Source organism: Streptomyces sp. NPDC026515 (assembly GCF_055567595.1).
Genome location: NZ_JBVHQD010000005.1, coordinates 267627 through 288999, shown reverse-complemented (window position 1 = coordinate 288999; position 21373 = coordinate 267627). Strand labels below are relative to the sequence as shown.

The 21373-nt window shown below is 73.4% G+C and carries 18 protein-coding genes and 3 pseudogenes; 12 read left to right on the top strand and 9 right to left on the bottom strand.

Annotated elements, in window-relative coordinates; genetic code table 11:
* Nucleotides 1-9: 9 nt before the first annotated feature.
* The 6 genes from ACZ4O3_RS12200 to ACZ4O3_RS12175 are packed head-to-tail and all read left to right on the top strand — an operon-like array spanning nucleotide 10 to nucleotide 5643.
* Nucleotides 10-933 (top strand): ornithine carbamoyltransferase, encoded by a 924-nt coding sequence (locus tag ACZ4O3_RS12200; protein WP_467722080.1) that lies wholly within the window; start codon nucleotides 10-12, stop codon nucleotides 931-933.
* On the top strand, nucleotides 930-2213 hold the full coding sequence (locus ACZ4O3_RS12195; RefSeq protein ID WP_467722079.1) for an MFS transporter: 1284 nt from the start codon (nucleotides 930-932) through the stop codon (nucleotides 2211-2213). The genes ACZ4O3_RS12200 and ACZ4O3_RS12195 overlap by 4 nt, the downstream gene beginning before the upstream one ends.
* On the top strand, nucleotides 2182-2970 hold the full coding sequence (locus tag ACZ4O3_RS12190) for a thioesterase II family protein (RefSeq protein ID WP_467722078.1): 789 nt from the start codon (nucleotides 2182-2184) through the stop codon (nucleotides 2968-2970). The genes ACZ4O3_RS12195 and ACZ4O3_RS12190 overlap by 32 nt, the downstream gene beginning before the upstream one ends.
* Nucleotides 2971-2973: 3 nt before the next feature.
* Nucleotides 2974-3912, top strand: a complete 939-nt coding sequence (locus tag ACZ4O3_RS12185; RefSeq protein ID WP_467722077.1) for a TauD/TfdA family dioxygenase — start codon at nucleotides 2974-2976, stop codon at nucleotides 3910-3912.
* Nucleotides 3913-3916: 4 nt separating this feature from the next.
* Nucleotides 3917-4702 carry a 4'-phosphopantetheinyl transferase family protein gene (locus ACZ4O3_RS12180; protein WP_467722076.1) on the top strand — a complete coding sequence of 262 codons (786 nt, stop codon included), beginning with the start codon at nucleotides 3917-3919 and terminating at the stop codon, nucleotides 4700-4702.
* On the top strand, nucleotides 4699-5643 hold the full coding sequence (locus ACZ4O3_RS12175; protein WP_362732785.1) for a TauD/TfdA family dioxygenase: 945 nt from the start codon (nucleotides 4699-4701) through the stop codon (nucleotides 5641-5643). The genes ACZ4O3_RS12180 and ACZ4O3_RS12175 overlap by 4 nt, the downstream gene beginning before the upstream one ends.
* Nucleotides 5644-5958: 315 nt before the next feature.
* On the opposite strand, the gene ACZ4O3_RS12170 is transcribed toward ACZ4O3_RS12175, so the two are convergent.
* The 4 genes from ACZ4O3_RS12170 to ACZ4O3_RS12155 form a co-directional block, all read right to left on the bottom strand.
* Nucleotides 5959-8412, bottom strand: a complete 2454-nt coding sequence (locus ACZ4O3_RS12170; RefSeq protein ID WP_467722075.1) for an ABC transporter permease — start codon at nucleotides 8410-8412, stop codon at nucleotides 5959-5961.
* Complete coding sequence (locus tag ACZ4O3_RS12165; RefSeq protein WP_362729249.1) at nucleotides 8406-9143, bottom strand: ABC transporter ATP-binding protein; 738 nt, start codon at nucleotides 9141-9143, stop codon at nucleotides 8406-8408. The genes ACZ4O3_RS12170 and ACZ4O3_RS12165 overlap by 7 nt, the downstream gene beginning before the upstream one ends.
* Before the next feature lie 170 nt (nucleotides 9144-9313).
* Complete coding sequence (locus ACZ4O3_RS12160) at nucleotides 9314-9829, bottom strand: DedA family protein (RefSeq protein ID WP_467722074.1); 516 nt, start codon at nucleotides 9827-9829, stop codon at nucleotides 9314-9316.
* Between the two features lie 117 nt (nucleotides 9830-9946).
* Nucleotides 9947-11788 carry an AfsR/SARP family transcriptional regulator gene (locus ACZ4O3_RS12155; RefSeq protein WP_467722073.1) on the bottom strand — a complete coding sequence of 614 codons (1842 nt, stop codon included), beginning with the start codon at nucleotides 11786-11788 and terminating at the stop codon, nucleotides 9947-9949.
* Nucleotides 11789-12050: 262 nt separating this feature from the next.
* Here ACZ4O3_RS12155 and ACZ4O3_RS12150 point away from each other — a divergent pair, with 262 nt between their 5' ends.
* The 3 genes from ACZ4O3_RS12150 (at nucleotide 12051) to ACZ4O3_RS12140 (ending at nucleotide 14576) form a co-directional block, all read left to right on the top strand.
* Nucleotides 12051-13340, top strand: a complete 1290-nt coding sequence (locus ACZ4O3_RS12150) for a sensor histidine kinase (protein ID WP_362725954.1) — start codon at nucleotides 12051-12053, stop codon at nucleotides 13338-13340.
* Nucleotides 13313-13972, top strand: coding sequence for a response regulator transcription factor (locus ACZ4O3_RS12145; RefSeq protein WP_362725951.1), 660 nt, complete (start codon nucleotides 13313-13315; stop codon nucleotides 13970-13972). The genes ACZ4O3_RS12150 and ACZ4O3_RS12145 overlap by 28 nt, the downstream gene beginning before the upstream one ends.
* Nucleotides 13973-14180: 208 nt before the next feature.
* Nucleotides 14181-14576 carry a luciferase domain-containing protein gene (locus ACZ4O3_RS12140; protein ID WP_362725949.1) on the top strand — a complete coding sequence of 132 codons (396 nt, stop codon included), beginning with the start codon at nucleotides 14181-14183 and terminating at the stop codon, nucleotides 14574-14576.
* 30 nt (nucleotides 14577-14606) lie between these two features.
* Here ACZ4O3_RS12140 and ACZ4O3_RS12135 read toward each other — a convergent pair whose 3' ends face one another.
* Entirely contained in the window at nucleotides 14607-15386 is a 780-nt protein-coding gene (locus tag ACZ4O3_RS12135; RefSeq protein WP_384991951.1) for a DeoR/GlpR family DNA-binding transcription regulator, read from the bottom strand.
* A 380-nt stretch (nucleotides 15387-15766) separates the two neighbouring features.
* Between ACZ4O3_RS12135 and ACZ4O3_RS12130 the strand changes: the two are divergent.
* A pseudogene (locus ACZ4O3_RS12130) lies at nucleotides 15767-15889 on the top strand (fructose-bisphosphate aldolase); the annotation flags it as partial.
* A 99-nt stretch (nucleotides 15890-15988) separates the two neighbouring features.
* On the opposite strand, the gene ACZ4O3_RS12125 reads toward ACZ4O3_RS12130, so the two are convergent.
* Nucleotides 15989-17119, bottom strand: a complete 1131-nt coding sequence (locus ACZ4O3_RS12125) for a methyltransferase (protein WP_467722072.1) — start codon at nucleotides 17117-17119, stop codon at nucleotides 15989-15991.
* Between the two features lie 67 nt (nucleotides 17120-17186).
* On the opposite strand from ACZ4O3_RS12125, the gene ACZ4O3_RS12120 reads away from it, so the two are divergent.
* Nucleotides 17187-17837: an alpha-ketoglutarate-dependent dioxygenase AlkB family protein gene (locus tag ACZ4O3_RS12120; protein ID WP_362731354.1), complete on the top strand. Its 651-nt coding sequence runs from the start codon at nucleotides 17187-17189 to the stop codon at nucleotides 17835-17837.
* A gap of 136 nt (nucleotides 17838-17973) precedes the next feature.
* The gene (locus tag ACZ4O3_RS12115; RefSeq protein WP_467722071.1) at nucleotides 17974-19209 is read left to right on the top strand and encodes an ROK family protein; all 1236 of its coding nucleotides are present in this window, start codon (nucleotides 17974-17976) and stop codon (nucleotides 19207-19209) included.
* Nucleotides 19210-19276: 67 nt separating this feature from the next.
* Here the strand turns inward: ACZ4O3_RS12115 and ACZ4O3_RS12110 are convergent.
* From ACZ4O3_RS12110 to ACZ4O3_RS12100, 3 genes and pseudogenes are all read right to left on the bottom strand, one after another.
* Nucleotides 19277-20182, bottom strand: a pseudogene (locus ACZ4O3_RS12110) (phosphotriesterase family protein); the annotation flags it as partial.
* Nucleotides 20179-20731: pseudogene (locus ACZ4O3_RS12105) on the bottom strand (DUF4865 family protein); the annotation flags it as partial. The pseudogenes ACZ4O3_RS12105 and ACZ4O3_RS12110, both read right to left, overlap by 4 nt.
* 66 nt (nucleotides 20732-20797) lie before the next feature.
* A complete protein-coding gene (locus ACZ4O3_RS12100) occupies nucleotides 20798-21367 on the bottom strand; it encodes a TetR/AcrR family transcriptional regulator (RefSeq protein WP_467722070.1) in 570 nt (189 codons plus the stop codon).
* Between the last annotated feature and the right edge of the window lie 6 nt (nucleotides 21368-21373).

Here is a 21373-nt window from a genome sequence, read left to right as displayed (position 1 = left end):
GAGGAGCCCGTGGCTTCCGTACGGCATCTGATCTCCATCGACGACCTCGACGACGCCGACCTGTACGCGATCGTCGCCCGTGGTGCCGAGTTCTCCGGCGGAGCCGCGGGCCGGCCCGACCCGCTCGCCGGTGACATCGTCGGTGTCTACTTCAGCAAGACCTCGACCCGGACGCGCACCGCGTTCTCCAGCGGCGCGCTGCGCCTGGGCGCGCGGATCGTCTCCTACGGCCCCGGTGACCTCCAGCTCAACACCGGTGAGACCAGCGAGGACACCGGCCGGGTGATGTCCGGGATGCTCGACGTCCTGGTGGCCCGCACCGCGGGCGACCCCACCGAGATGCGCGCGTGGGCCACCCAGGACCGCATGGCCGTGATCAACGCGATGAGCGCCGACGAGCACCCCACCCAGGCACTCACCGACCTGACCACCCTGCGACAGCGGTTCGGCCGGGTCGAGGGACTGCGGGTGCTCTACGTCGGCGAGGGCAACAACACCGCCACCGCGCTGTCCCTCGCCCTGACCCGGTTCCCGGGAGTCGAGTTCGAACTGCGCACCCCGCCGGGGTACGGCCTGGCACCGTACTACCGCGAGCGTGCCACCGAGCAGGCCGCCCGCTACGGCGCGGTGTTCCGCGAGCACCACGACATGACGGACCTGCCGGCGGGCCAGGACGTGGTGTACACCACGCGCTGGCAGACCACCGGCACCAGCAAGCCCGACCCGGACTGGCGGACGCTGTTCGCGCCGTTCCAGGTGACCGAGACGCTGTGGCAGGCCAGCCCGAAAGCCGTCTTCATGCACGACCTGCCCGCGCACCGCGGCGACGAGGTGACCGCCGAGGTGCTCGACGGGCCCGCCAGCATCGCCTTCCAGCAGGCCGAGAACAAGATGCACAGCGCGATGGCGGTCCTCGAGTGGTGCCGGACATGACCCTGGTCGAAGGCGCCGGGAGCGGCCCGGCGGCGGCCCGGAACCCCACCGCGCCGCTGCGCCGCAACCGCGACTTCATGCTCCTGTGGTCGGGGGCGAGCATGTCGTTCCTGGCGAACCGGGTCACGGCGGTCGCCTATCCGCTGATCGTGCTGTGGCACACCGGCTCTCCCCTGGCCATGTCCGTGGTGTCCACGGCTGCGCTGCTGCCGCTGCTGCTCGTGCAGTTGCCGGCCGGCGCGCTGGTGGACCGCTGGGACCGGCGCCGGCTGATGCTGGTGTGCGAGACGGGCCGGCTCGCCGCGGTGGGCAGCGTGGCGTTCGCCCTCGCCGCGGGCCGGGTGACGGTCGCGCACCTGGCGGCCGTGGCGTTCGCGGAGGCGTCCCTCGCCGTCTTCTACCGGCTCGCCGAGCGGGGCGCCGTACGCAACATCGTCCACCCGGCGCAGCTGTCCACCGCCTTCGCGCAGAACGAGGCCCGCGGGCGGGCCGCCGGGCTGCTCGGCCAGCCCGGCGGTGTACTGCTGCAGTCGGCGGGCCGCTGGGTGCCGTTCGGATTCGGCGCCCTGGGCTACCTCGTCTCCGCCGTCAGCCTGCTGCTCATCCGCAAGGACTTCCAGCGGGAACGCACCGCCCCCGGCGGCGGACACCGGATGGCCGGCGAGGTCGCCGAGGGGATGCGCTGGCTGTGGCGACAGCGTTTCCTGCGCGCGGCGTTCGGCTACGTCGCCGGCACCAACATCCTCTTCCAGATGCTCGCCCTCGCCCTGATCCTGCGGATCAAGGAGGCGGGGATGCCCCCGGCGACCCTCGCGATCGTGCTGGGCATCGGCGGCGTCGGCGGTCTGTGCGGGGCGCTCGCGGGCGGCCGGATCCAGCGCCGGATGCGACAGCGCACGCTGCTGATCGGGGGGGCCGTCGTCTGGGCGGTGCTGATCGGCGGCATGGGGTTCACCCGCGGACCCGTGCCGCTCGGCGGACTGTACGCGGGCACCGGGTTCGTGGGCGCCGTGTTCAACGTGGCCGCCGCCGTCTACCAGGTGCGCACCACTCCCGACGAGCTCCAGGGCCGGGTCGCCGCCACCGCGGGACTCATCGGCTCGGGGACCAACGCGCTCGGCTCCTTCGGGGGAGGGCTGCTCCTCGCCGCCTGGGGCGCCCTGCCCACGGTCCGTGCGATCGCCGCCGCCATGGCCGTCCTGGCCCTGCTCGCCGCAGTGGCACCGGACCTGAGGGGAGAGATACCGGATGACGGGACCGACACCGCCACGGCCGGCTGACCGGCCGGTGCGCACCGACCCGTGGCTGCTCAGCCATCGCGCCGCGTCCGGCCGGCCGCCCCGGATCCGCCTCGTGTGCTTCCCGCACGCCGGCGGCAACGCGCAGCTCTTCCGCGGCTGGCGGGCCCGGCTGCCGGACGACGTGGAACTGCTGGCGGTCTGCTACCCGGGCCGTCAGGAGCGGCTCGCCGAGCCCTTCGCCCCGGACATGGACACGCTCGCCGACGCCGTCACCGCCGCGCTGCTGCCCCACCTCGACCGGCCCGTGGCCCTGTTCGGGCACAGCATGGGCTCGTCCGTCGCCTACGAGACCGCCCTGCGGCTGGAGAACCGGCACGGGACCGTGCCACGACGCCTGGTCGTCTCGGCCCGCTCCGCTCCGCACCGCTCCCGGCCCACCGGGCTGCACCTTCGCCACGACGACGAACTGGTCGCCGGGGTGCGCCGACTGGGCTCCCTGGGCTCGGAGGCGTACGACGTTCCCGAACTGCGTGAACTGCTGCTGCCCGCGTTGCGTGCCGACTACCGGCTCATCGAGGGCTACCGCCCCCCGGCACCGCCCGCGCCTGTCAGGGCCCCGATCACCGCGTGCCTCGGGCTCGACGACCCGGGCTGCGACCGAGACGACGTACTGGCCTGGTCCGAGCTGACCCGTGCCCGGGACTTCGCCCTGCGCACCTATCCGGGCGACCACTTCTACCTCGCCGCACGGGAGGCCGAGCTGGTCGCCGACATCACCAAGGACCTGGAGACCTGAACCATGACGCAGACGAACATCTGGACCCCCCTGGAGATCGAGTCCGAAGGCGTCGGCGGCGCCGGCGAACTGGTCGAACGGCTCGACGACATGGGGCCGGGGGAGCTCACCCGGATGCTCACCGAGGAGAAGGGCCTGGTCTTCCGCGGATTCGAGGTCACCCACGGGAGCCTCGACGAGGTGCTCGGCCTGCTGCTGCCGAACCGCCTCGCCTATGTGCACGGCAACTCGCCCCGCACCAAGGTCGGCAGCAACGTCTACACCTCCACCGAGTACCCGCGGGAGTTCACCATCTCGATGCACAACGAGATGAGCTACGCCCACTCCTGGCCGGCCCGTCTCGCCTTCTACTGCCAGGTCCAGCCGGGCGGCGGCGGTGCCACCCCGGTCGTCGACGCCGCCCTGTGGCTCGATTCCCTGGACTCCGAGGTGCGTGAGGCCTTCGCGGGCGGCGTGCGGTACGTGCAGAACCTGCACGACGGCTACGGCCTGGGCAAGAGCTGGCAGGACACCTTCGAGACGACCAGCCGCGAGGAGGTGGAGGCGTTCCTCGCCCCGGCCGGCGCTGACTGGAAGTGGCAGGCCGACGGCGGCATCCGGGTCTCCTCGGTGCGTCCGGCCACCGCCCGGCACCCGGTCACCGGCACCGAGGTGTGGTTCAACCAGGCCGACCAGTGGCACCCCGCCGGCCTCGGTGACGACACGGCGGCCGCCCTGGCACAGATCATGCCCGAGGACGACCTGCCGCAGAACGTCACCTTCGCCGACGGCAGCCCCATTCCCGCCGAGTACGTCGCCCAGATCCGCGATCGCGGCCTGGAGCACGCCGTCGACGTCGACTGGCGCACCGGCGACCTGCTGCTCATCGACAACGTCCTGCTCGCCCACGGCCGCCGCCCGTTCACCGGCGACCGCCGGGTCCTGGTCGCGATGTCGGACTGAGGCGATGAACGACGTCACACCCGCGTCGCCCGGGCAAGGGGGCGCGGTCCACGTCTGGCGTGGCCGGGCCCCCGACGCGCTCGGGCCGGGCGACACCGCACTGCTGTCCGCCGAGGAGGCGCACAAGGTCCGGCGGCTGCCGGCCACGGCCGCGCTGCGGTACGCCGCCGCCCACACGGCCGTGCGCCGGGTACTGGCCGGACAACTCGGCGTGCCACCGCGCGACCTGGTCCTCGGCAGGCACCCGTGTCCGCGCTGCGCCCACCCGGGGCACGGCCGGCCCCGGATCGAATGGCCGCCCACCGACCTCGACTTCAGCCTCTCGCGGTCCGGCCCGCACTGGCTGCTCGCCCTGGGCGCGGGGCGACGGGTGGGCGCGGACCTGGAGGGCGGCCGTCCGCTGGACGTGGACGGCGCCTCCCGGTTCGTGATGAGCGCCGCCGAACTCGCCCACGTCCGGTCCGCGCCGGACGGCACCGCCCGCCGAAACACCTTCTTCCGGTGCTGGACGCGCAAGGAGGCGGTGGTCAAGGCGGTCGGCGTCGGCATCGCCACCGACCTCGGCAGCGTCGACACCCAGCCCGCCGAGGACGAACCGGTGCTGGTCACCTGCGCCGAGGGCCCCGGCCCCGACACCTGGCTGGTGCAGGACCTGCCGGTCCTCGACGGCGTCTTCGCGGCCGTGGCCCAGGAGGCGCGCCGGGCCGGGCCGGTGGTGGTCCGGCACTACTCCCGCGCCACGGACGGCGGGGCAGACACCGTACACATGAGAGAGGCAGGGGTCCGATGACCGCGATCGAGTACACCGGAGAGCCGGGTACGCCGGTCCACGATTTCCTCCGCACCCACCGCGAGAAGCTGCGGACGGTCCTCGGCGAGCGCGGGGCAATTCTGCTGCGCGGCTTCGCGGTCGGCGGAGTCGACGGGTTCGACGCGGTGGTGCACGCGTTCTCCGGCAGCGCCCCGCTGACCTACGCCGAGCGGTCCTCGCCGCGGTCCACCATCAAGGGACAGGTCTACACGTCCACGGACTACCCCGCCGACGAGGAGATCTTCCTGCACAACGAGAACTCCTACCAGGCGGTCTGGCCCAACAGCCTGTACTTCTACTGCATCGAGCCCGCCCGCACCGAGGGCGCGACCCCGCTCGCGGACATCCGCCAGGTGTACCGGGCCATCGATCCCGGGGTGCGCGAGGAGTTCGCCCGGCGCGGAGGCTGGCGTGTGGTGCGCAACTTCCACGGGGACTTCGGCGTGCCGTGGCAGGAGGCGTTCGGCACCGGCGACCGCGACGCGGTCGTCGCCTACTGCCGGGACAAGGGCATCACGGCCGAATGGCGTGCGGACGGCGGGCTGCGCACCACGGCGGTCCGGCCCGTGGTACGCCGTCACCCGGTCTCCGGCGAGGAGGTGTGGTTCAACCACGCCACGTTCTGGCACGTCACCTCGCTGGCACCGGAGGTCCGGGAGGGGCTGCGGGAGATCTTCACCGACGAGGACCTGCCCACGAACACGTACTTCGGTGACGGCGGGCCCATCCCCGACGAGACGGTGGCACACCTGCGGGACGCCTACCGCTCGGCCACCACGCGCTTCGACTGGCAGCGCGACGACGTACTGATCGTGGACAACATGCTGGCCGCGCACGGCCGGGAGCCGTTCACCGGACCCCGCAAGATCGCGGTGGCGATGGCCGAGCTGTCCGGCACGACGGCCGCCGTGCCGGGCTGACGTCGCGCTCGGCGAGAAGCGGCGTCACCACTCGCCCGACGAGGACCACCAGGCGGTTCCTCCGGCCGGCCGGGAACGCGGGGCACACCCCCGCGGCTCCACGGACACCGGAGGAGCCGCCTTCCGGCGTCCGCGCGACCGTTCGCATCGCCGGGACCGTGCGGCAGGACGAGGACGGCCGGGACGCCCTCTCGGAGTCGTCCCGGCCGTCGGTGCTCCGCCGCGCGGGCCACGGGGGATGGACGCCGCGCGTGCCGCGGAGGTTCGGCGCCGGCCGGGGCGGGGGAACGTACCGTCCGGCGCCGGGTCGGCAGGTCACTCGCGGACGCCCGCCAGCTCCACCGCGCGGCGGCGCAGGGCCACCGCGGCGGGGGCGAGGGACGAGACCACGGCCAGCACCGCGCAGGCGGCCACGGTCGCGCCGATGGCCGTCCAGGGAAGCTCGATCGTGGTCCACACCGACAACAGGCCCAGGGCGCTCCACATGCCCGCCAGATTGAGCGCGGCGACGAGCAGACCGAGCACCGCGCCGACGGCCACGACCATCAGCGCCTCGGCGCCCACCAGCCGCAGCACCTGCCACCGGGTGGCTCCGGCGAGCCGCAGCACCGCCAGGTCGCGCACCCGGTCCGACGTCGCCATGACCATGGTGTTGACCAGCGAGATACCGGTGTAGAGCAGGGCGATGCCGAGGACGAGCAGGAAACCCATCCGGGTCGTCCGGTTCGTCTCGGGGTAACTGGCCCGCACCCACTGGTCCCTGGTCAGGACCTCACCGCCCGAGGCGCGCACCGCGGAACGCAGACCTGCGGCCACGGCGCTCGCGTCGGCGTCGTCGACGAGGGCCACGTCGACCCGGTCCACGGAGGCGCCCGGCGCGTTGCGCGGGGTGACGTAGACGCCGTTGTTGCCGGTCCCGGCGGTCATCACCGCGGCGATCCGCAGGGTCTTCTGCGTACCGTCACCGAGCCACACCCGCACCCGCTGCCCGACGGTGTGCCGCTGCCACTCCTCGTTGACGATGATCGAGCCGTCGTCGAGGTCGCCGGCCCGGCCGGAAGCGATCGGCAGACGGGTGGTGGCGAGGAGCGGACGGGGTTCCGCCGCGCGGGCCTCGTCCCTGCTGAGCGCGACACCGTCCTCCATGACGTAGACGGCGCTCGTCGAGCTGGGGGACACCTCGGCGCCGGGCACCTCGCGCAGCCGCCGCAGGGTCGCCGCGTCGAAGGCACCGCCCCCCGGGGCGACGACGAAGGCGGCGGTCGTCTGCTCGCGGGTCTCGGTGGCCTTGGCCTCGTTCAGTGTCGCGGTGGCACCGAGCAGCGAACCCGCCAGCGCCACCGTGACCAGGACCGGCGCCGCGATCGCGGCGGTGCGCCGCACCCCGGCGGCGGCGTTCTCCCGCACCAGCATGCCGCCGGCGCCGGGCAGTTGGGCCGGAAGCCAGGCGAGCAACCGGGTCAGCGGGCGCACCACCACCGGCGCGAGCAGCGCCACCGCGGTGATCAGCAGCATCGGCCTGCTCACGTAGGTCTTGCGGTGGAGCAGGTCACCGGGATCGCTGAACAGCGCCAGGGCCAGCGTCACGACGGCGGTGAGCATCAGCCCCGCGCCGAACAGCCAGCGGCCCCACGTCATCGTCCGGGTGTCCACGGACGCCTCGCGCAGTGCCTGCGCCGGCCCGGTGCGGCCCGCCCGCCAGGACGCGGCCACCACGCCGCACAGGGCGACCACCAGCCCCACCGAGAAAGCCATGTAGTACGGCCAGGTGGCGCCACCGATGGTGAACCAGCTCGGAGCGAGCCCGCCGTCGACCACCCACGACGCCAGCCGGGGCGCGCCCCACGCGCCGAGCACGCAGCCGGCGGCCGAGGCGAGCACACCGACCAGGAGGGCCTCGGCGAACACCATCCTGCGGATCTGCCCCGGCGTCGCCCCGGCCGTGCGCAACAGCCCGAACTCCCGGCGCCGCTGCGCCACCGAGAACGCGAAGGTGGACGCCACCACGAACACCGACACGAAGGTGGTGACGCCGCCCGCGGTGCCGAACATGGCGTTCATCGCGACGAGGGCCTCCTTGTCCCGGTCAGGATCCGCGTCGGCGTAGCGGCGTCCGTCACCGGTGAGAACCCGGACGCCGTCGGCTCCGCGCACCGCGGCGCGTACGGCCGCCGCGTCCGCGTCCACGACCAGCTGGGTGCTCTTCGGCGCCAGCCGGGTGGCGCGTGCGTCGGTGTAGAAGACGGCGTGTTCGAAGCCTCTCGGGGCGACGGTGCCGACCACCCGGACGGTGCCGCGATCGGTCCGTACCTGCTCGCCGGTGGTCGCCCAGTCGCCGCTGACGACGACCTCGTCGGCCGAGCGGGGAGCCCGGCCCGTGTCGATGCGGTACGGGGCGAAGGCGGCGACGGACCAGGGGTGACCGACCAGGTCGGCCGGCCCGCCCCGGGCCCGTACGGCGAACGACCGGTCCTGGACGACGGTCCCGATCCCCCGCAGCCTCGCGACGGCCTCGGGCGGTACGGCACGCGGCTCGGCGAGTTTCTGAACCCGCACGCCGATCGAGGTGGACACCCGCAGGCTGTCCGCTCCCTTCACCACGACCGGTGCGGCGGCGAACCGTTCGGGCCTGCGGTCGGGCGCGTCCAGCGACGAGGCGAGGGCCAGGCCCATGACGGCGATCAGCGCGACACCGAGCGAGAGCGCGACGAAGCTGCCGACGAAGGTGATCCAGCGGCTGCGCAGGGTGTGCAGGGCGACACTCAGCACGGGGACGCCTCCAGCTTGGTCATGCGGGTGGCGATGTCGTCGGCGCTCGCCCCGACCATCTCGCCGTTGACGCGTCCGTCGACGAGGAAGACGACGCGGTCGGCGTACGACGCGGCCACCGGGTCGTGCGTGACCATGATGACCGTCTGGCCCTCGGAGTCGACCATGTCGCGCAGCAGCTTCAGCACCTCGCGGCCCGTCTGCGAGTCGAGGGCGCCGGTCGGCTCGTCCCCGAAGAGCACCTCGGGGCGGGTGATCAGGGCGCGGGCGAGGGCGACCCGCTGCTGCTGGCCGCCGGACAGCTCCGTCGGCCGGTGGCCGGCCCGGTCGGCCAGGCCGACCTGTTCGAGGACCTCGCGCAGCCGGGCCCTGGACGGGCGGCGGCCGGCGAGACGCAGCGGCAGCCCCACGTTCTGCTCGGCGGTCAGGGAGGGCATCAGGTTGAACGCCTGGAAGACGAAGCCGATGCGTTCGCGCCGCAGGAGGGTCAGCTTGGTCTCGCTCAGCTTCGTCAGTTCGGTCCCGCCCACCGAGACCGAGCCCGACGTGGGACGGTCCAGCCCGGCGGCACACTGCAGCAGGGTCGACTTGCCCGAGCCCGAGGGGCCCATGACGGCGGTGAACGTTCCCGCGGGAAAGGAGAGCGAGACCTGGTCGAGCGCTGTCACCACGCTGTCACCCGCCCCGTAACGCCTGCTGACGGAGCGCAACTGGATCGCGTCCTTGTTCATCTGTCCCTACTCGTTCGGTGTCGGTACTCCGGCGCGTCCGGCGCGACGGAAAGGTGTTCGTTGCGGTCGTGCCGGACCGGTCGCCGGGCGGCCGGTCGGGTGGGGCGGGTGGCAGATGGCTGCGGCGGCAGCAAGCTGCGCGGCCGGCCGGGGCCCCGGCCACCGGGGAGTCACCCGGGGCCGGCGGCCCCCAGCAGGTACCCCATCAGGACGAAGGCCGGTGCCCACACGACGCTGCTGACCACGGACCACAGGAGGTAGGCCCGGACGGGCATGCGGGTCGCCCCGCACAGGGTCGGCACGAGCGTGCGCAGCACCGCCGTGAAGCGGGCGACGAACACCGCGCAGCCGCCGTGCCGTTCGATCAGCCCGAGGGCCCGCTCGGTGTACCGGCGCCGGCGGTCGCGGCCACGCCGGGGAGCCAGCGCCCGCGTCCGCCAGTGGCGTCCGACGGCGTATCCCGCGACATTGCCGAGGACCGCGCCGGCCACCGCGGTACACAGCGCCGCCTCGACGGAGACGTGGCCCCCACTGGCGAGCGCGCCGCCCAGCACCACCGCCGTCTGCCCGGGCAGCAGCGCGCCCACCATGGGCAGCGCCGCCTCCAGCGCGGGCAGCAGCAGCACCGCGGCGAGGATGCCGGAGCTCCCGTGCGCCGCCATGTGCTCCGTGAGCCATCCCGTCATCGGGGCGCCGCCTCTCTCGTCCGCTCGATGACTCCACGAAACCGTGTGGGGGCACCGTCGCGCACTGCGGCAGGAACGACACCTGGGGTAGGGCCAGGCATACCCGCAGCACTCGCCTCAACTCACCCTGGTCAGCCGCACGTCCGCCCGGCACCGTTGCGGACCTGCCGCGACGAGTCGCGTCAGCTCGTTGAAGCGGTACAGGGGCGCGCCCTCCCCGTCGATGCCCGCCAGCTCCAGCACGGACTTCTCGACCAGCCGCTCCAGGAGTTCCTCGGCCGGCTCCTCGGGCAGGCCGAACTCCAGGGCGGCGACCGCGCCGAACGTCCCGTGGGCCGCGGCTGCCAGGGCGCAGGCCAACTCCCTTTCGCCGACGGGAAGATGGTCCAGGGCGGAGCCGAGTGCCCGGGGTACGTCCAGGTCGCCGACGCGCAACTCCGCGACGCGCTCCGCCGGATCGGACAGACGCCGGGCAAGGCGGGCCACCGGCCAGTGCGGACGGGCGGCCAGCCGGGTCGCCGCGGCCCGCAGGGCGAGCGGCAGTCCCGCGCACGCCTCGGCGACGACACCGGCGGCGCCGGGTTCGGCCAGGATGCGGGGCTCGCCCGCGACGGCGGCGAGCAGGGAGAGCGACTGCGGGGTCTGCATCGGGTCGAGCGCGATGGTACGGAAGCCGGGCATCGTGAAGAGCCTGCTGCGGCTGGTCACGACCACGGCGGCGTCGTTGGTGGCCGGAAGCAGTGCGTCGAGGTGGAGTTCGTTCGGCGCGTCGTCCAGCAGGATCAGCATCCGCCGCCCGACCGTACGGGTGCGGTAGCGGCTGATCAGGTCGTCCAGCTGCTCGGGACCCTCGCCGGACGCCGACGCGTCGTCACCGGGCTCTCCGAGCGCGCGCAGCAACTGCCGTAGGGCGGTGGCACGGTCCTTGACCGTACCGTCCTCGTCGTGGAGCCGGACGTGCAGCAGACCGTCGGGGAACTCGCCGGCCACGGCGTGCGCGGCCTGCACGGCGAGCGCGGTCTTGCCGATCCCCGCCATACCGGTGATCAGTATGCGGCGCGCCCGGGGGGCGGCCTCGGAGGGCCCCGGGGCGGGTGTCAGGAGTGCGTGCAGCTCGGCCAGTTCACCCTGCCTGCCGGTGAAGTCGGCGAGTGCGGGCGGCACCATGACCGGCGGCGCGGCGTGCGGCGGCGCGGACGCCGTCACCGGCGCGGACTGCGGCAGCAGGCTCGGATTCCCCGTGAGGACCGCCTGATGGGTGGCGGTCAGATCGTGACCGGGGTCCACCCCGAGTTCCTCGGCGAGCACCCGGCGGCCCTCCTGGAACACCTGGAGCGCGTCGGCCTGCCGGCCGCACCGGTACAGGGCCGTCATCAGCTGTGCGCGCAGCCGCTCCCGCACCGGGAACTGGGCCACCAGACCGCTGAGTTCGGGAACGAGCCGTTCGTGCCTGGCCAGTTCGAGATCGGCGTCGATGCGGTGCTCCAGGGCGCTGGTCCGTGCCTCTTCCAGCCGCGGCAGCTCCGCGTCGGTGAGAAACGGCGTCACATTGGCGAGCGCCGGGCCGTGCCACAGGTCCAGCGCGCGCCGCAGGGCACCGGACGCCTCGTCGAACCGCCGCTCCTCCAGCGCCGTGCGGCCCAGCTGCTCCAGGCGCTCGAACTCCAGCACGTCGACGTCCGCGTCGGCGGCGATCAACTGGTAGCCGGGCTGCCTGCGAACCAGGTCGACGCAGGGGCCGAGGTGCTTCCTGAGCCGCGACACGTACGTGTAGATCTGGGCGTTCATGGTGGTGGGCGGATGCCATCCCCACAGCAGTCCGCTCAGCCGCTCGTCGCTCACCACCCGGCCCCGGGCCAGGAGCAACACGGCCAGTACCGTGTGCACCTTGGACCCCGAGAGCGGAATGCGGCGCGCGCCCTCTCGTGCCTCCACCGGTCCGAGAAGCCGGAATTCCATGAGTCATCCCCCACCTCGATACGACCCGGGCCGCGCAGCGCGTCCTGGTCGGCTCGGAACGCCGAAGCGTCGTTCCGGCCCCATGCTTGTGCCAGGAACTGGCGGAATTTCGCCTTCTGGCTGGCAGCAGGCTGCGCTGGCAAGAGCCTGCGACGAGCGTGCCGTGCTCCGCGCCCCCACCCCCGGCGGTAGTGCTGGCCCTACCTCAGGAGTCCCGCTGAACCGATGGCAGCCGAGGTCCACGCCTTCTACGGTGACGCTCATGCACCCTCGCAATGTGTGGCAGGCCATGTCGCGGCCGGGCTTCCTGCTGTCGTCGTGGCCGTGGCGTTCGGCCGGCTTCCTGCTCACCGGGGTGCCGGCGGGCGTCGTCACCCTGGCGGGACTGCTGGTGGCGATCACGGTGAGCGGCGCCCTGGCGATCGTGCTGGTGGGGCTTCCGCTCCTCGTCGTCGTGGCCCTCGCCGGGATCCCGGTGGCCCGGGCGGAGCGGTACCGGCTACGCCTGATCGACCGGGATCCGGCTCCCGACCGGCACCACGGGCCCGCCGCCGCGGGCCCGTGGTCCTGGCTGACCGTGCGTCTGAGGGAGCAGGCCACCTGGCGGGAGCTCGGTTACGCCCTGATCTTCGCCGGTCTGCTGTGGCCGGTCGACGCCCTCGCGATCACGGTCGGCCTGCTCTTCCCGCTGGCCATGGTCGCGACCCCGCTGCTGATGGCCACGGTCGGCGGTGGCGAGGAGACCAAGGTGCTCAAGGCGTGGACCGTCACGACCTGGCCGACGGCCTTCGGCATCGCCGTGCTCGGACTGCTCGCTCTGCTCCTGGGCGCCTATGCCCTGGGGGTCGCCGCCGGTGCCCGTGCGGAACTGACGCGGCTGCTGATCGCGCCGCGCGGGGGCGATCTGGGGGCCAGGGTCATGGAACTGACGCGGTCGCGGGTCCGTCTGGTGGACGCCTTCGAGGCGGAACGGCGGCGCATCGAACGCGATCTGCACGACGGGGCTCAACAACGGCTGGTGGCACTGACGATGACCCTCGGCCTGGCCCGCCTGGACGTCCCGCCGGGACCGCTCGCCGACCAGCTCGCCAAGGCCCATGAGGAGGCGGGCAAGGCCCTCGCGGAGCTGCGTGAACTCATCCACGGCATCCACCCGAAGGTGCTCACGGACTACGGTCTCCAAGCGGCGGTCGCCGACGCCGCCGACCGTTCCGCGGTCCCCGTGGACGTCGACCTGGAACTGCACGGACGACTTCCCCCGGCGGTGGAGTCCGCCGCGTACTTCGTGGTCTGCGAAGCCCTCGCCAACATCGCCAAGCACAGCGGGGCGAGCCGGGCCGAGGTGACGGGGGGCCACCACGGCGGGCGGCTGCTCCTGCAGGTGCGCGACGACGGCAGGGGCGGGGCGCGGGCCGGGTCCGGCAGCGGGCTGACCGGGCTCGCGGACCGGGTGTCGGTGCTGGATGGCAGACTTTCCCTGTCCAGTCCGTCCGGCGGACCGACCCAGTTGCGTGTGGAGTTTCCTTGCGAACGGACCGATCACTCAGCGTAGTTCTGGCCGAGGACAGCGTGCTGCTGCGGGAGGGGCTGATCGGTCTGCTCAGCCGCTGCGGCCACGAGGTGGTCGCGGCCGTGGGGGACGCCGAGGCGCTGATCACCGCGGTCGAGGAGCACGGTCCCGACATCGTGGTGACGGACGTGCGGATGCCGCCGGGCTTCCAGGACGAGGGGCTGCACGCTGCGGTGCGGCTGCGGGAGAAGCGGCCCACGCTGCCGGTCCTGGTGCTCAGCCAGTACGTGCAGCGGACGTACGCCTCCGAACTGCTCGACTCCGGTGACGGAACCGGCGTCGGCTACCTGCTCAAGGACCGGGTGGGTCAGGTCGAGGAGTTCATCGACGCCCTGTGGGAGGTCGCGGAAGGCGGCACCGTCGTCGACCCCGAGGTCGTACGTCAACTGCTGCGCCGCCGCCGCGATCCGCTGGAGCGGCTCACCCCCCGCGAGCGTGAGGTTCTGGCACTGATCGCCGAGGGCAAGTCGAACGGGGCGATCGCCCGCGAACTGGTCGTCTCCGAGGCGGCCGTCGGCAAGCACATCAGCAGCATCCTGACCAAGCTGGATCTGCCTCCCGCGGAGGAGACACATCGCAGGGTGCTGGCGGTCCTCGCCTACCTGAGGGCGTGATGCCCAGCGAGCGATACCTGGACGGAACGTGGCGTCCACCATGCGCGTTCCCGGATGTCCCAGAGGTGCCTTCCGTCACTCAAACCGCTGAAACACTGCGGATATTCACTCGTCTCGAGCGCCCGTGTTCGGACGGAGCCCGGCAACAGCTCGGTTAATAACTGCTCGCCGGTTGGTTACCGGAGAGTGAGCGGTCCATGATGGCCCCATGACGTTGGCCTCGCGCGCTCTTGCGCAACTGGCGACCTGGCCCGACCTGACCCAGGCGGTACCGAGCTGTGGTCTGGGTCAGGCCGTGAGGTCGTCGCAGGGCGAGATCGCGCACTTCCACTCGGAGCGCGACGTGGACCTGCGTCTGACCACCCACGCCATCCGGCACTTCGCGAAGGACCTCAAGAGCACGGGGGCGATCCGCATCGTCCCGGGCTCGCAGTGGGTGACCATACGACTCGACGCCGCGAGCGACGTGGATCTGCTGCTGACCCTGGTGAGCGTCGCCCTCCAGGCCCACCAGAGCTGGCCGGACCCGGCCGACCGGCCCGTGTTCGGCTGCAACGACCAGCGGGGGGCCGGCTTCGTCAGCGCGGACACCAGCGGCGTCTGACCCGGACGGACACCGGCGGTGCCGGCCGGGTCACACCGTCAGGACCCGGATCCCCGCCTCCTCGAACCGGCGCACCGTCTCCGGCGCCGCCGTCGTGTCCGTGACCAGCGTGTCCACCAGCTCCGCCGCGCAGATCCGGGCGAACGCCCGCCCGCCCAGCTTGCTGGAGTCGGCGGCGACGACCACCCGGGCGGCACGTTCGCACAGCAACCGGTTGATCGCGGCCTCCGCCTCGTCGTGGGCCGCGGCGCCGTGCAGCACGTCGAAGGCGACCACCCCGAGCACCGCCACGTCGAGGGTGATCTGACCCAGCACACCGTCCGCGAGCGGCCCGATGAGCTCGTACGACTGCGGACGCGCCACCCCGCCCGTCACCACGATCTTGAACTGGGGCCGCACGGCCAGCTCGTTGGCGATGTTGAGCGCGTTGGTGACGACCGTGAGCGCCGGTGTGCCGGTGGTGAGGTCCCCGCGCACGGCCAGGGCGCGGGCCACCTCCGTGGTGGTGGTACCGCCGGTCAGTCCCACCGCCTCGCCCGGCGCGACCAGTTCGGCCACCGCCGTGGCGATCCGCTGCTTATCCGAGGCCCGTCGGGCGGTCTTGTAGCGCAACGGCAGCTCGTAGGAGACCCCGTGCACCACCGCCCCGCCCCGGGTGCGCACCAGCATCTGCTGCTCGGCGAGCTGGTCGAGGTCCCGGCGGATCGTCGCCGCCGACACCGCCAGCTCCGCCGCCGCCTCCTCGACCTCCAGGCGGCCGCGCTCGACCAGCAGCTCGAGCAGCGCCTTCCAGCGGGCGTCGCGCGACATCCGCCGCCTCCGTTCCTCGATCTCCCGGCGACCTTAACCCACCCCGTCCACGCCCAGATGCTCGCTCACGCTCGCAAGCCGCACCCATCGTGCAGGAACAGTCACATCCGGGGAGGGCGCGGCGACCAACCCGGTTGCCCACCCTGACCCGCCCCGCCGCCACCACCGAAGTCCCGTGACGGCCGGCCCAGTTGAAGGGGCACCTGCGCACGCCCGCGATCACCGCCGCCCCCGGCAGCCTCGACCCGCTCGCCGCACCCGTCCGCGCCCAGCGTCTCGGGATCGCCGCCGCCCGGAGCCTCGACCCCGGCCGGCCGAGCCACCCCGCCCGCTCGGTGAACCCCGCCCGCTCGGTGAGGCGTGACCGGGCCGTCGGCGGGGCCGGTTCGCCCGTGGTCCTCCAAGCCTGCGAGAACGCCGTCAAGTTCCGCCACGGACAACTCCGCCCGCTCGCCCGCGCGGCCGCCACGGCCGTCGACCCGGCCTGCGTGCCCGTCGCGGTCCGGCCGCGTGCACGCCATGACCACCCGCACCGCGGCCCTCGGCGTCGGCCGGGGAAGCAGTGGTCCACGAGATCACGAGGATCACCGGTGCCCTGGGGACTATCCCCGCTTGACCGCCTTCAGCACCACGAACTTCGGGTCGCTGGCGACCAGTTGGCTGTTGCCGAACAGCTTGCGCAACTTCAGGTGGTAGCCCAGGTGGCGGTTGCCGACCACCCACAGCTCGCCGCCCGGCCGCAGTGCCCGCATCGCCCCGGTGAACATCCGCCACGCCGTCGCGTCGGTGGTCGCCTGGTGGGAGTGGAACGGCGGGTTGTTCAGCACCGTGTCCACGCTTTCGGCCGCGACCCCGGCCAGCCCGTCCCCGACCCGGAACTCGGCATGCCCGGGCACCCCGTTCGCCTTGTAGGTGGCCTCCGCCGAGGCCACCGCCTGGAACGACTCGTCGACGAACAGCACCTCGGCCGTCGGATCGGCCAGCGCCACCGCCGTACCGATCACCCCGTTGCCGCATCCCAGGTCCACCACCCGGCGTCCGCCCGTGGGCAGATGACGGAGGAAGAACCGGGTGCCGATGTCGAGCCGGTCGGCGCAGAAGACCCCCGCGTGATTGACGACCGTACGCCCGGCGGCCGCACCGATCCCGTCCGGGAGCTCGTAGCTCAGCGGCCACGGGTTGACCGGCCGCCGGAGCGAGGGGTCCGGGGAGCAGTGGATCAGCCGGGCCTTCTGCTGGGCCAGCGAGGTCCGGGTCGGGCCGAGGATCCGCTCGAACAGCCGCAGCGTCGACGTGTGGATCTCCTTCACCATGCCGGTGCCGATCACCACCGTGTCCGCGTGCACGGCGGGCGCCAGCCTGAGCAGCTGGTCCTCCAGCAGCGCCAGGCTCTTCGGCACCCGCACCAGCAGCACGTCCACCCGCTCCGGCGGCGGGTCCTGGGTGGTGAGCAGCTGTACCGCCCCCGGCTCGACGCCCGCACGCGCCAGGTTGGCCCGGGTCGCCTCCTGGCCCAGGTACGAGTCGGTGATCTGCGTCGGCCGGTGCGCGGCCAGCGCCGTGACCAGGGCGCCCCAGCGGTCGCCGAGGACCACGACGGTCCCGGACAGCCCGGTCCGCTCCTCGGCCAGATACCTCAGCAGATACGCGTCGGAGGCGTCCCAGGCGCGCAGCCGGTCGCTCGGTTCCTCGGGGAAGCGGGCCAGCTCGTACTCGCCCCACGCAGTCGTCATACGGTCGCTCATCGTGCGTCCAGGCTAGCGGAGCCGCAGCTCAGACCCGGTCGGGCAGGATGGGGGCATGGAGGACGAACTGTTTCCGAGGGCGTGCGCCCAGGTCGCGCCGGGCGCCGTGCACGTCCCCGGCTGGCTGAGCGCGCGCGGCCAGAGTGAGCTGCTGGACGCATGCCGGACGTGGGCCCGGCCACCCGCCGGACTGCGCACCGTCCGCACGCCCCAGGGCGGCACCATGACCGCCCGCCAGGTCTGCCTGGGCTGGCACTGGTACCCGTACGCCTACGCCCGCACCGTCGTCGACGGCGACCACAGCCCCGTCAAGCCGTTCCCGGCCTGGCTCGACGAACTGGGCCGCCGCGCGGTGACCGACGCGCTGGGCCCGCGGGCGGCGGACGGATTGTCGTACGACATCGCACTGATCAACTTCTACGACGCCGACGCCAGGATGGGCATGCACCGGGACGCCGACGAGAGGTCCGACGCACCGGTGGTGTCACTGAGCCTCGGCGACACCTGCGTGTTCCGCTTCGGGAACACCGAGACCAGGACGAAGCCGTACACGGACGTGGAACTGCGCTCGGGCGACCTGTTCGTGTTCGGGGGCGAGAGCAGGCTGGCGTATCACGGGGTACCGCGGGTCCACCCGGGGACCGGACCGGCGGAGCTGGGCCTGACCGGCCGTCTGAACATCACACTGAGAGTCGGCGGATGGTGACGTGCCCGGGCCGGAGCGCTCCGCCGGGGGCGCGCGGCTGAACCGATGTGCGGCCGCGCCGCGTGGGCCCGACCAGCCCCGACGCCGCCGTACCTTCGCTACGGCCGCTCCTACGGATCATGGCAGACTCCCTCTCATGAGCGGCAAGGCGGCCCCCGGCCCGACGGGGAACGGAACCTCGAAGCCCCGGCTGGACCGAGGGCGCGGCGCACTCGGCCCCGCGCTGGAACTCGTGCACACCGGCCGCGCCCCCACCCGCGCCGTGCTCACCGCCGAACTCGGTGTCACCCGGGCCACGGCCGGCGCCGTCGCCGCCGAACTGGAGGCGCTCGGCCTGATCAGGGTCGACGCCCACCCGGGGGCCGCGGCCGGCTCGCAGGGCCGCCCCTCGCACCGCCTGGAGGTCGCCGAACGCGGCCCCGTCGCGCTCGCGGCGCAGGTCCACGCCGACGGATTCCGTGCCGCGCTGGTCGGCCTGGGCGGCCGGATCCTGGCCACCGCACCCGGCTGCGAGACCGTCGACGCCGACCCGGCGAAGGTGCTCGGCTCGGTGGTGGAGGCCGGCGCCGGCCTGCTCCGCACCACCGGCCTGCACTGCGTCGGCGCCGGTCTCGCCGTGCCCTCCGCCGTCGCCGAACCGGAGGGCCTCGCCCTCAACCCCCTGCACCTGGCCTGGCCGGTGGGCGCGCCGGTACGCCGGATCTTCGCCCAGTGCGTGCGCGATGCCGGGATCACCGGCCCGGCCTTCGCGGGCAACGACGTGAACCTGGCCGCACTCGCCGAGCACCGGCACGGCGCGGGCCGGGGCGCCCGTGATCTGCTGTGCGTGGCCACCGGGCACCGGGGTGTGGGCGGCGCACTGGTCCTCGACGGGCGCCTGCACACCGGGAGTTCGGGGCTGGCCCTGGAGGTCGGCCACCTCACCGTCAACCCCGAGGGCCGCCCCTGCCACTGCGGCGGCCGGGGCTGTCTGGACGTGGAGGCGGATCCGCTGGCGTTGCTCATCGAGGCGGGCCGGGAACCCGGCCCCGAGGTGTCGCTGCTCCGGCAGGCCGAGGACCTGGTCCGCGGCCACTACGCCGACCCGACCGTGCGCAGGGCCGCCGAGGCCCTGATCGACCGCCTCGGCCTGGGCCTGGCCGGTCTGGTCAACATCCTCAACCCCGACCGCATCATCCTCGGCGGCCTGCACCGCACCCTGCTGGACGCCGACCCCGAGCGGCTGCGTGCCGTCGTCGCCGACCGCAGCCTGTGGGGCCAGAGCGGTGGCGTACCGATCCTGCCGTGCACGCTGAGCCACAACAGCCTCGTGGGAGCGGCCGAGTTGGCATGGCAGCCGGTGCTGGACGACCCACTGGGGGCGCTGCGGTGACCGTCCGCCCCTGAGGCCCGCGCGCCGTCGGGCCCCCGTGGCTCTCGGCCGAGGTCCAGGCGGACCGACGCCAGTCGACGGCGAACGCCCGGGCCGGGTGGTCGACGAGGATGCGGCGAACCCCCTCCGCGTCCAGTTCCGCCTCCAGCCGCGGCCGGGTCCGCCGCAGCAGGTACGGCATCCCGGGCCCGCCGTCCACCGACCGGGCCCCCGCCACCACCGTGTCCCCGCCGAGCAGCAGCCGGTCCCCGAAGCCCGCCTCGGCCAGGGCCCGGACGGCCGGCATCCGCCGGTCGGTGGCGTGGTTCGTCCGGGACGGCCCGTCGAAGGCCAGCCGGCAGCCGGAGGAGGCAGCCTGCCGTTGGACGGCCAGGTCGGGGGAGCGGTCGAGATGACCGAGGATCAAGCGGTCGCCGGGGACGCCCAACTGCCCGCACAACAGGTCCAGTACGTCGAGTGCGCCGGTGCCCAGCTCCAGGTGCACGCCGATGGGCGCGCCCGTCGCGTGGTGGGCTTCCGCGGCGGCCGTCATCGTCCAGCGGGCGGGCGCGTCGAGCGCGTGGAAACCGCCGGCCACCTTGATCAGACCGGCGCGCGCTCCGGGCGTCCCGATGCCCTCGGTCAGTTCGGCGACGAAGACGCCGGCGAGCCGACCGCCCAGCACCTCGAGCAACTCCGGTGTGTAGTGGGCCGCTTGATGCAGTCCTGTCGCGCAGACCAGATGCACGCCGGTGGCCCGGGACAGCAGGGGCAGGTCGGCCGCCCGCCGCCCCATCCCGTACGGCGTCCACTGCACGACGCCCGTCCCGCCCGCCGCACGCAACGCCGCCGGCTCCGCCCGCGCGGCGGCCGCGTCGTCCAGCTCCTGGCCCGGGAGCCGGGGACTGCGCAGGAAGAGGTGGTCGTGCGCGTCGCACACGCCGAGGTCCTCGGGCCGAAGGTCGCCGAGGACGGTCCGGACGGTGCTCGCCACTGCCGTCCGCGCGGCAGCCGGTCCCGGCCGGGCGCGGACATGTGCAGCACCTGGAACACGTCCCCCTCGGCCTCCGGGACCTCGTGCGCCCAGAGCGAGAAGTGGACCAGCTCCCAGCGGGCGGTGTCCACGGCCGCCGCCAGCACCGCCCCGTCCTCGGCCGCGACCCGCCCGGTCTCCCGCACCGCGTCCGCCATCAGCCCGGACAGCTCGGTCCCCTCCGGCACCGGCTCCCGTCGCCGGACCGCGAGGGCGGCACGGGCATCGGCCGCACCGCCCTCCTCGTACACCAGTCCCGAAGTCGTTCACGAGCCCCTGGAAGGCGCCTGCCCACAGGAAGCGGTTCATGCCCGCCACGGTGTTCCAGAGGTAGAACGGCGCGTACTGGTCGACCGGTGAGCCGTGCACACCGCGCTCGCGCGCCAGGTACGTCTTGAAGCCGAGGCCGTCCCAGTCGTCGAGCAGATGCCCGACGCGGGCCACCCGGTCACGGACGACGCCCATGTCGTAGTCGGCCGGCAGCGTCAGCTCGTACTGCAGGGCGTGCATGAACGGACCTCTCTCTCGGGCGTTCGGGCGAGGGGGCGTTCGGCGGCGCACCTCCGCGCACGTACGTCAGCTCCTGAGCAGTGACAGCAGTCCGCGTACGCCGGCGTCGAACGCGGCGGGCGAGCCGGAGGCACGGGCGAGGACGTAACCCCCCTGCACGGTCGCCAGGACCGTCGCGGCGATCTCCGCGGCGTCCACCCGCGGCCCGAACTGCCCCTGCTCCTTGCCCTCCTCGACGATCCCGGCGATCAGCCTCCGGATCCGGTCGAGGGTCACGTCGAGGGGTGCCCGCAGTTCGTCGCTCGCGATGACGTCCGGGTCCATGGTCAGCCGTCCGACGGGGCAGCCGCGCAGTACGTCGCGCTCGCGCCGCAGGTACGCCTCGATCCGTTCGTACGGTGAGCCCGGCCCGGCGAGGACACCCTCCGCGGCGGCCAGCAGTTCCTCGGCGGTGCGCCGGATGGCGGCCAGGGCCAGGTCCGGCTTGCCCTTGAAGTGGTGGTACATGCTGCCCTGGCCGGCCTCGGCGCGTTCCAGGATCGCCTTCGGGCTGGTGCCGACGTAGCCGCGCTCCCAGAGCAGCTCACGGGTGGACTCGATCAGACGCTCCGGCGTGCTCACACGACCGATGTACATACTGGT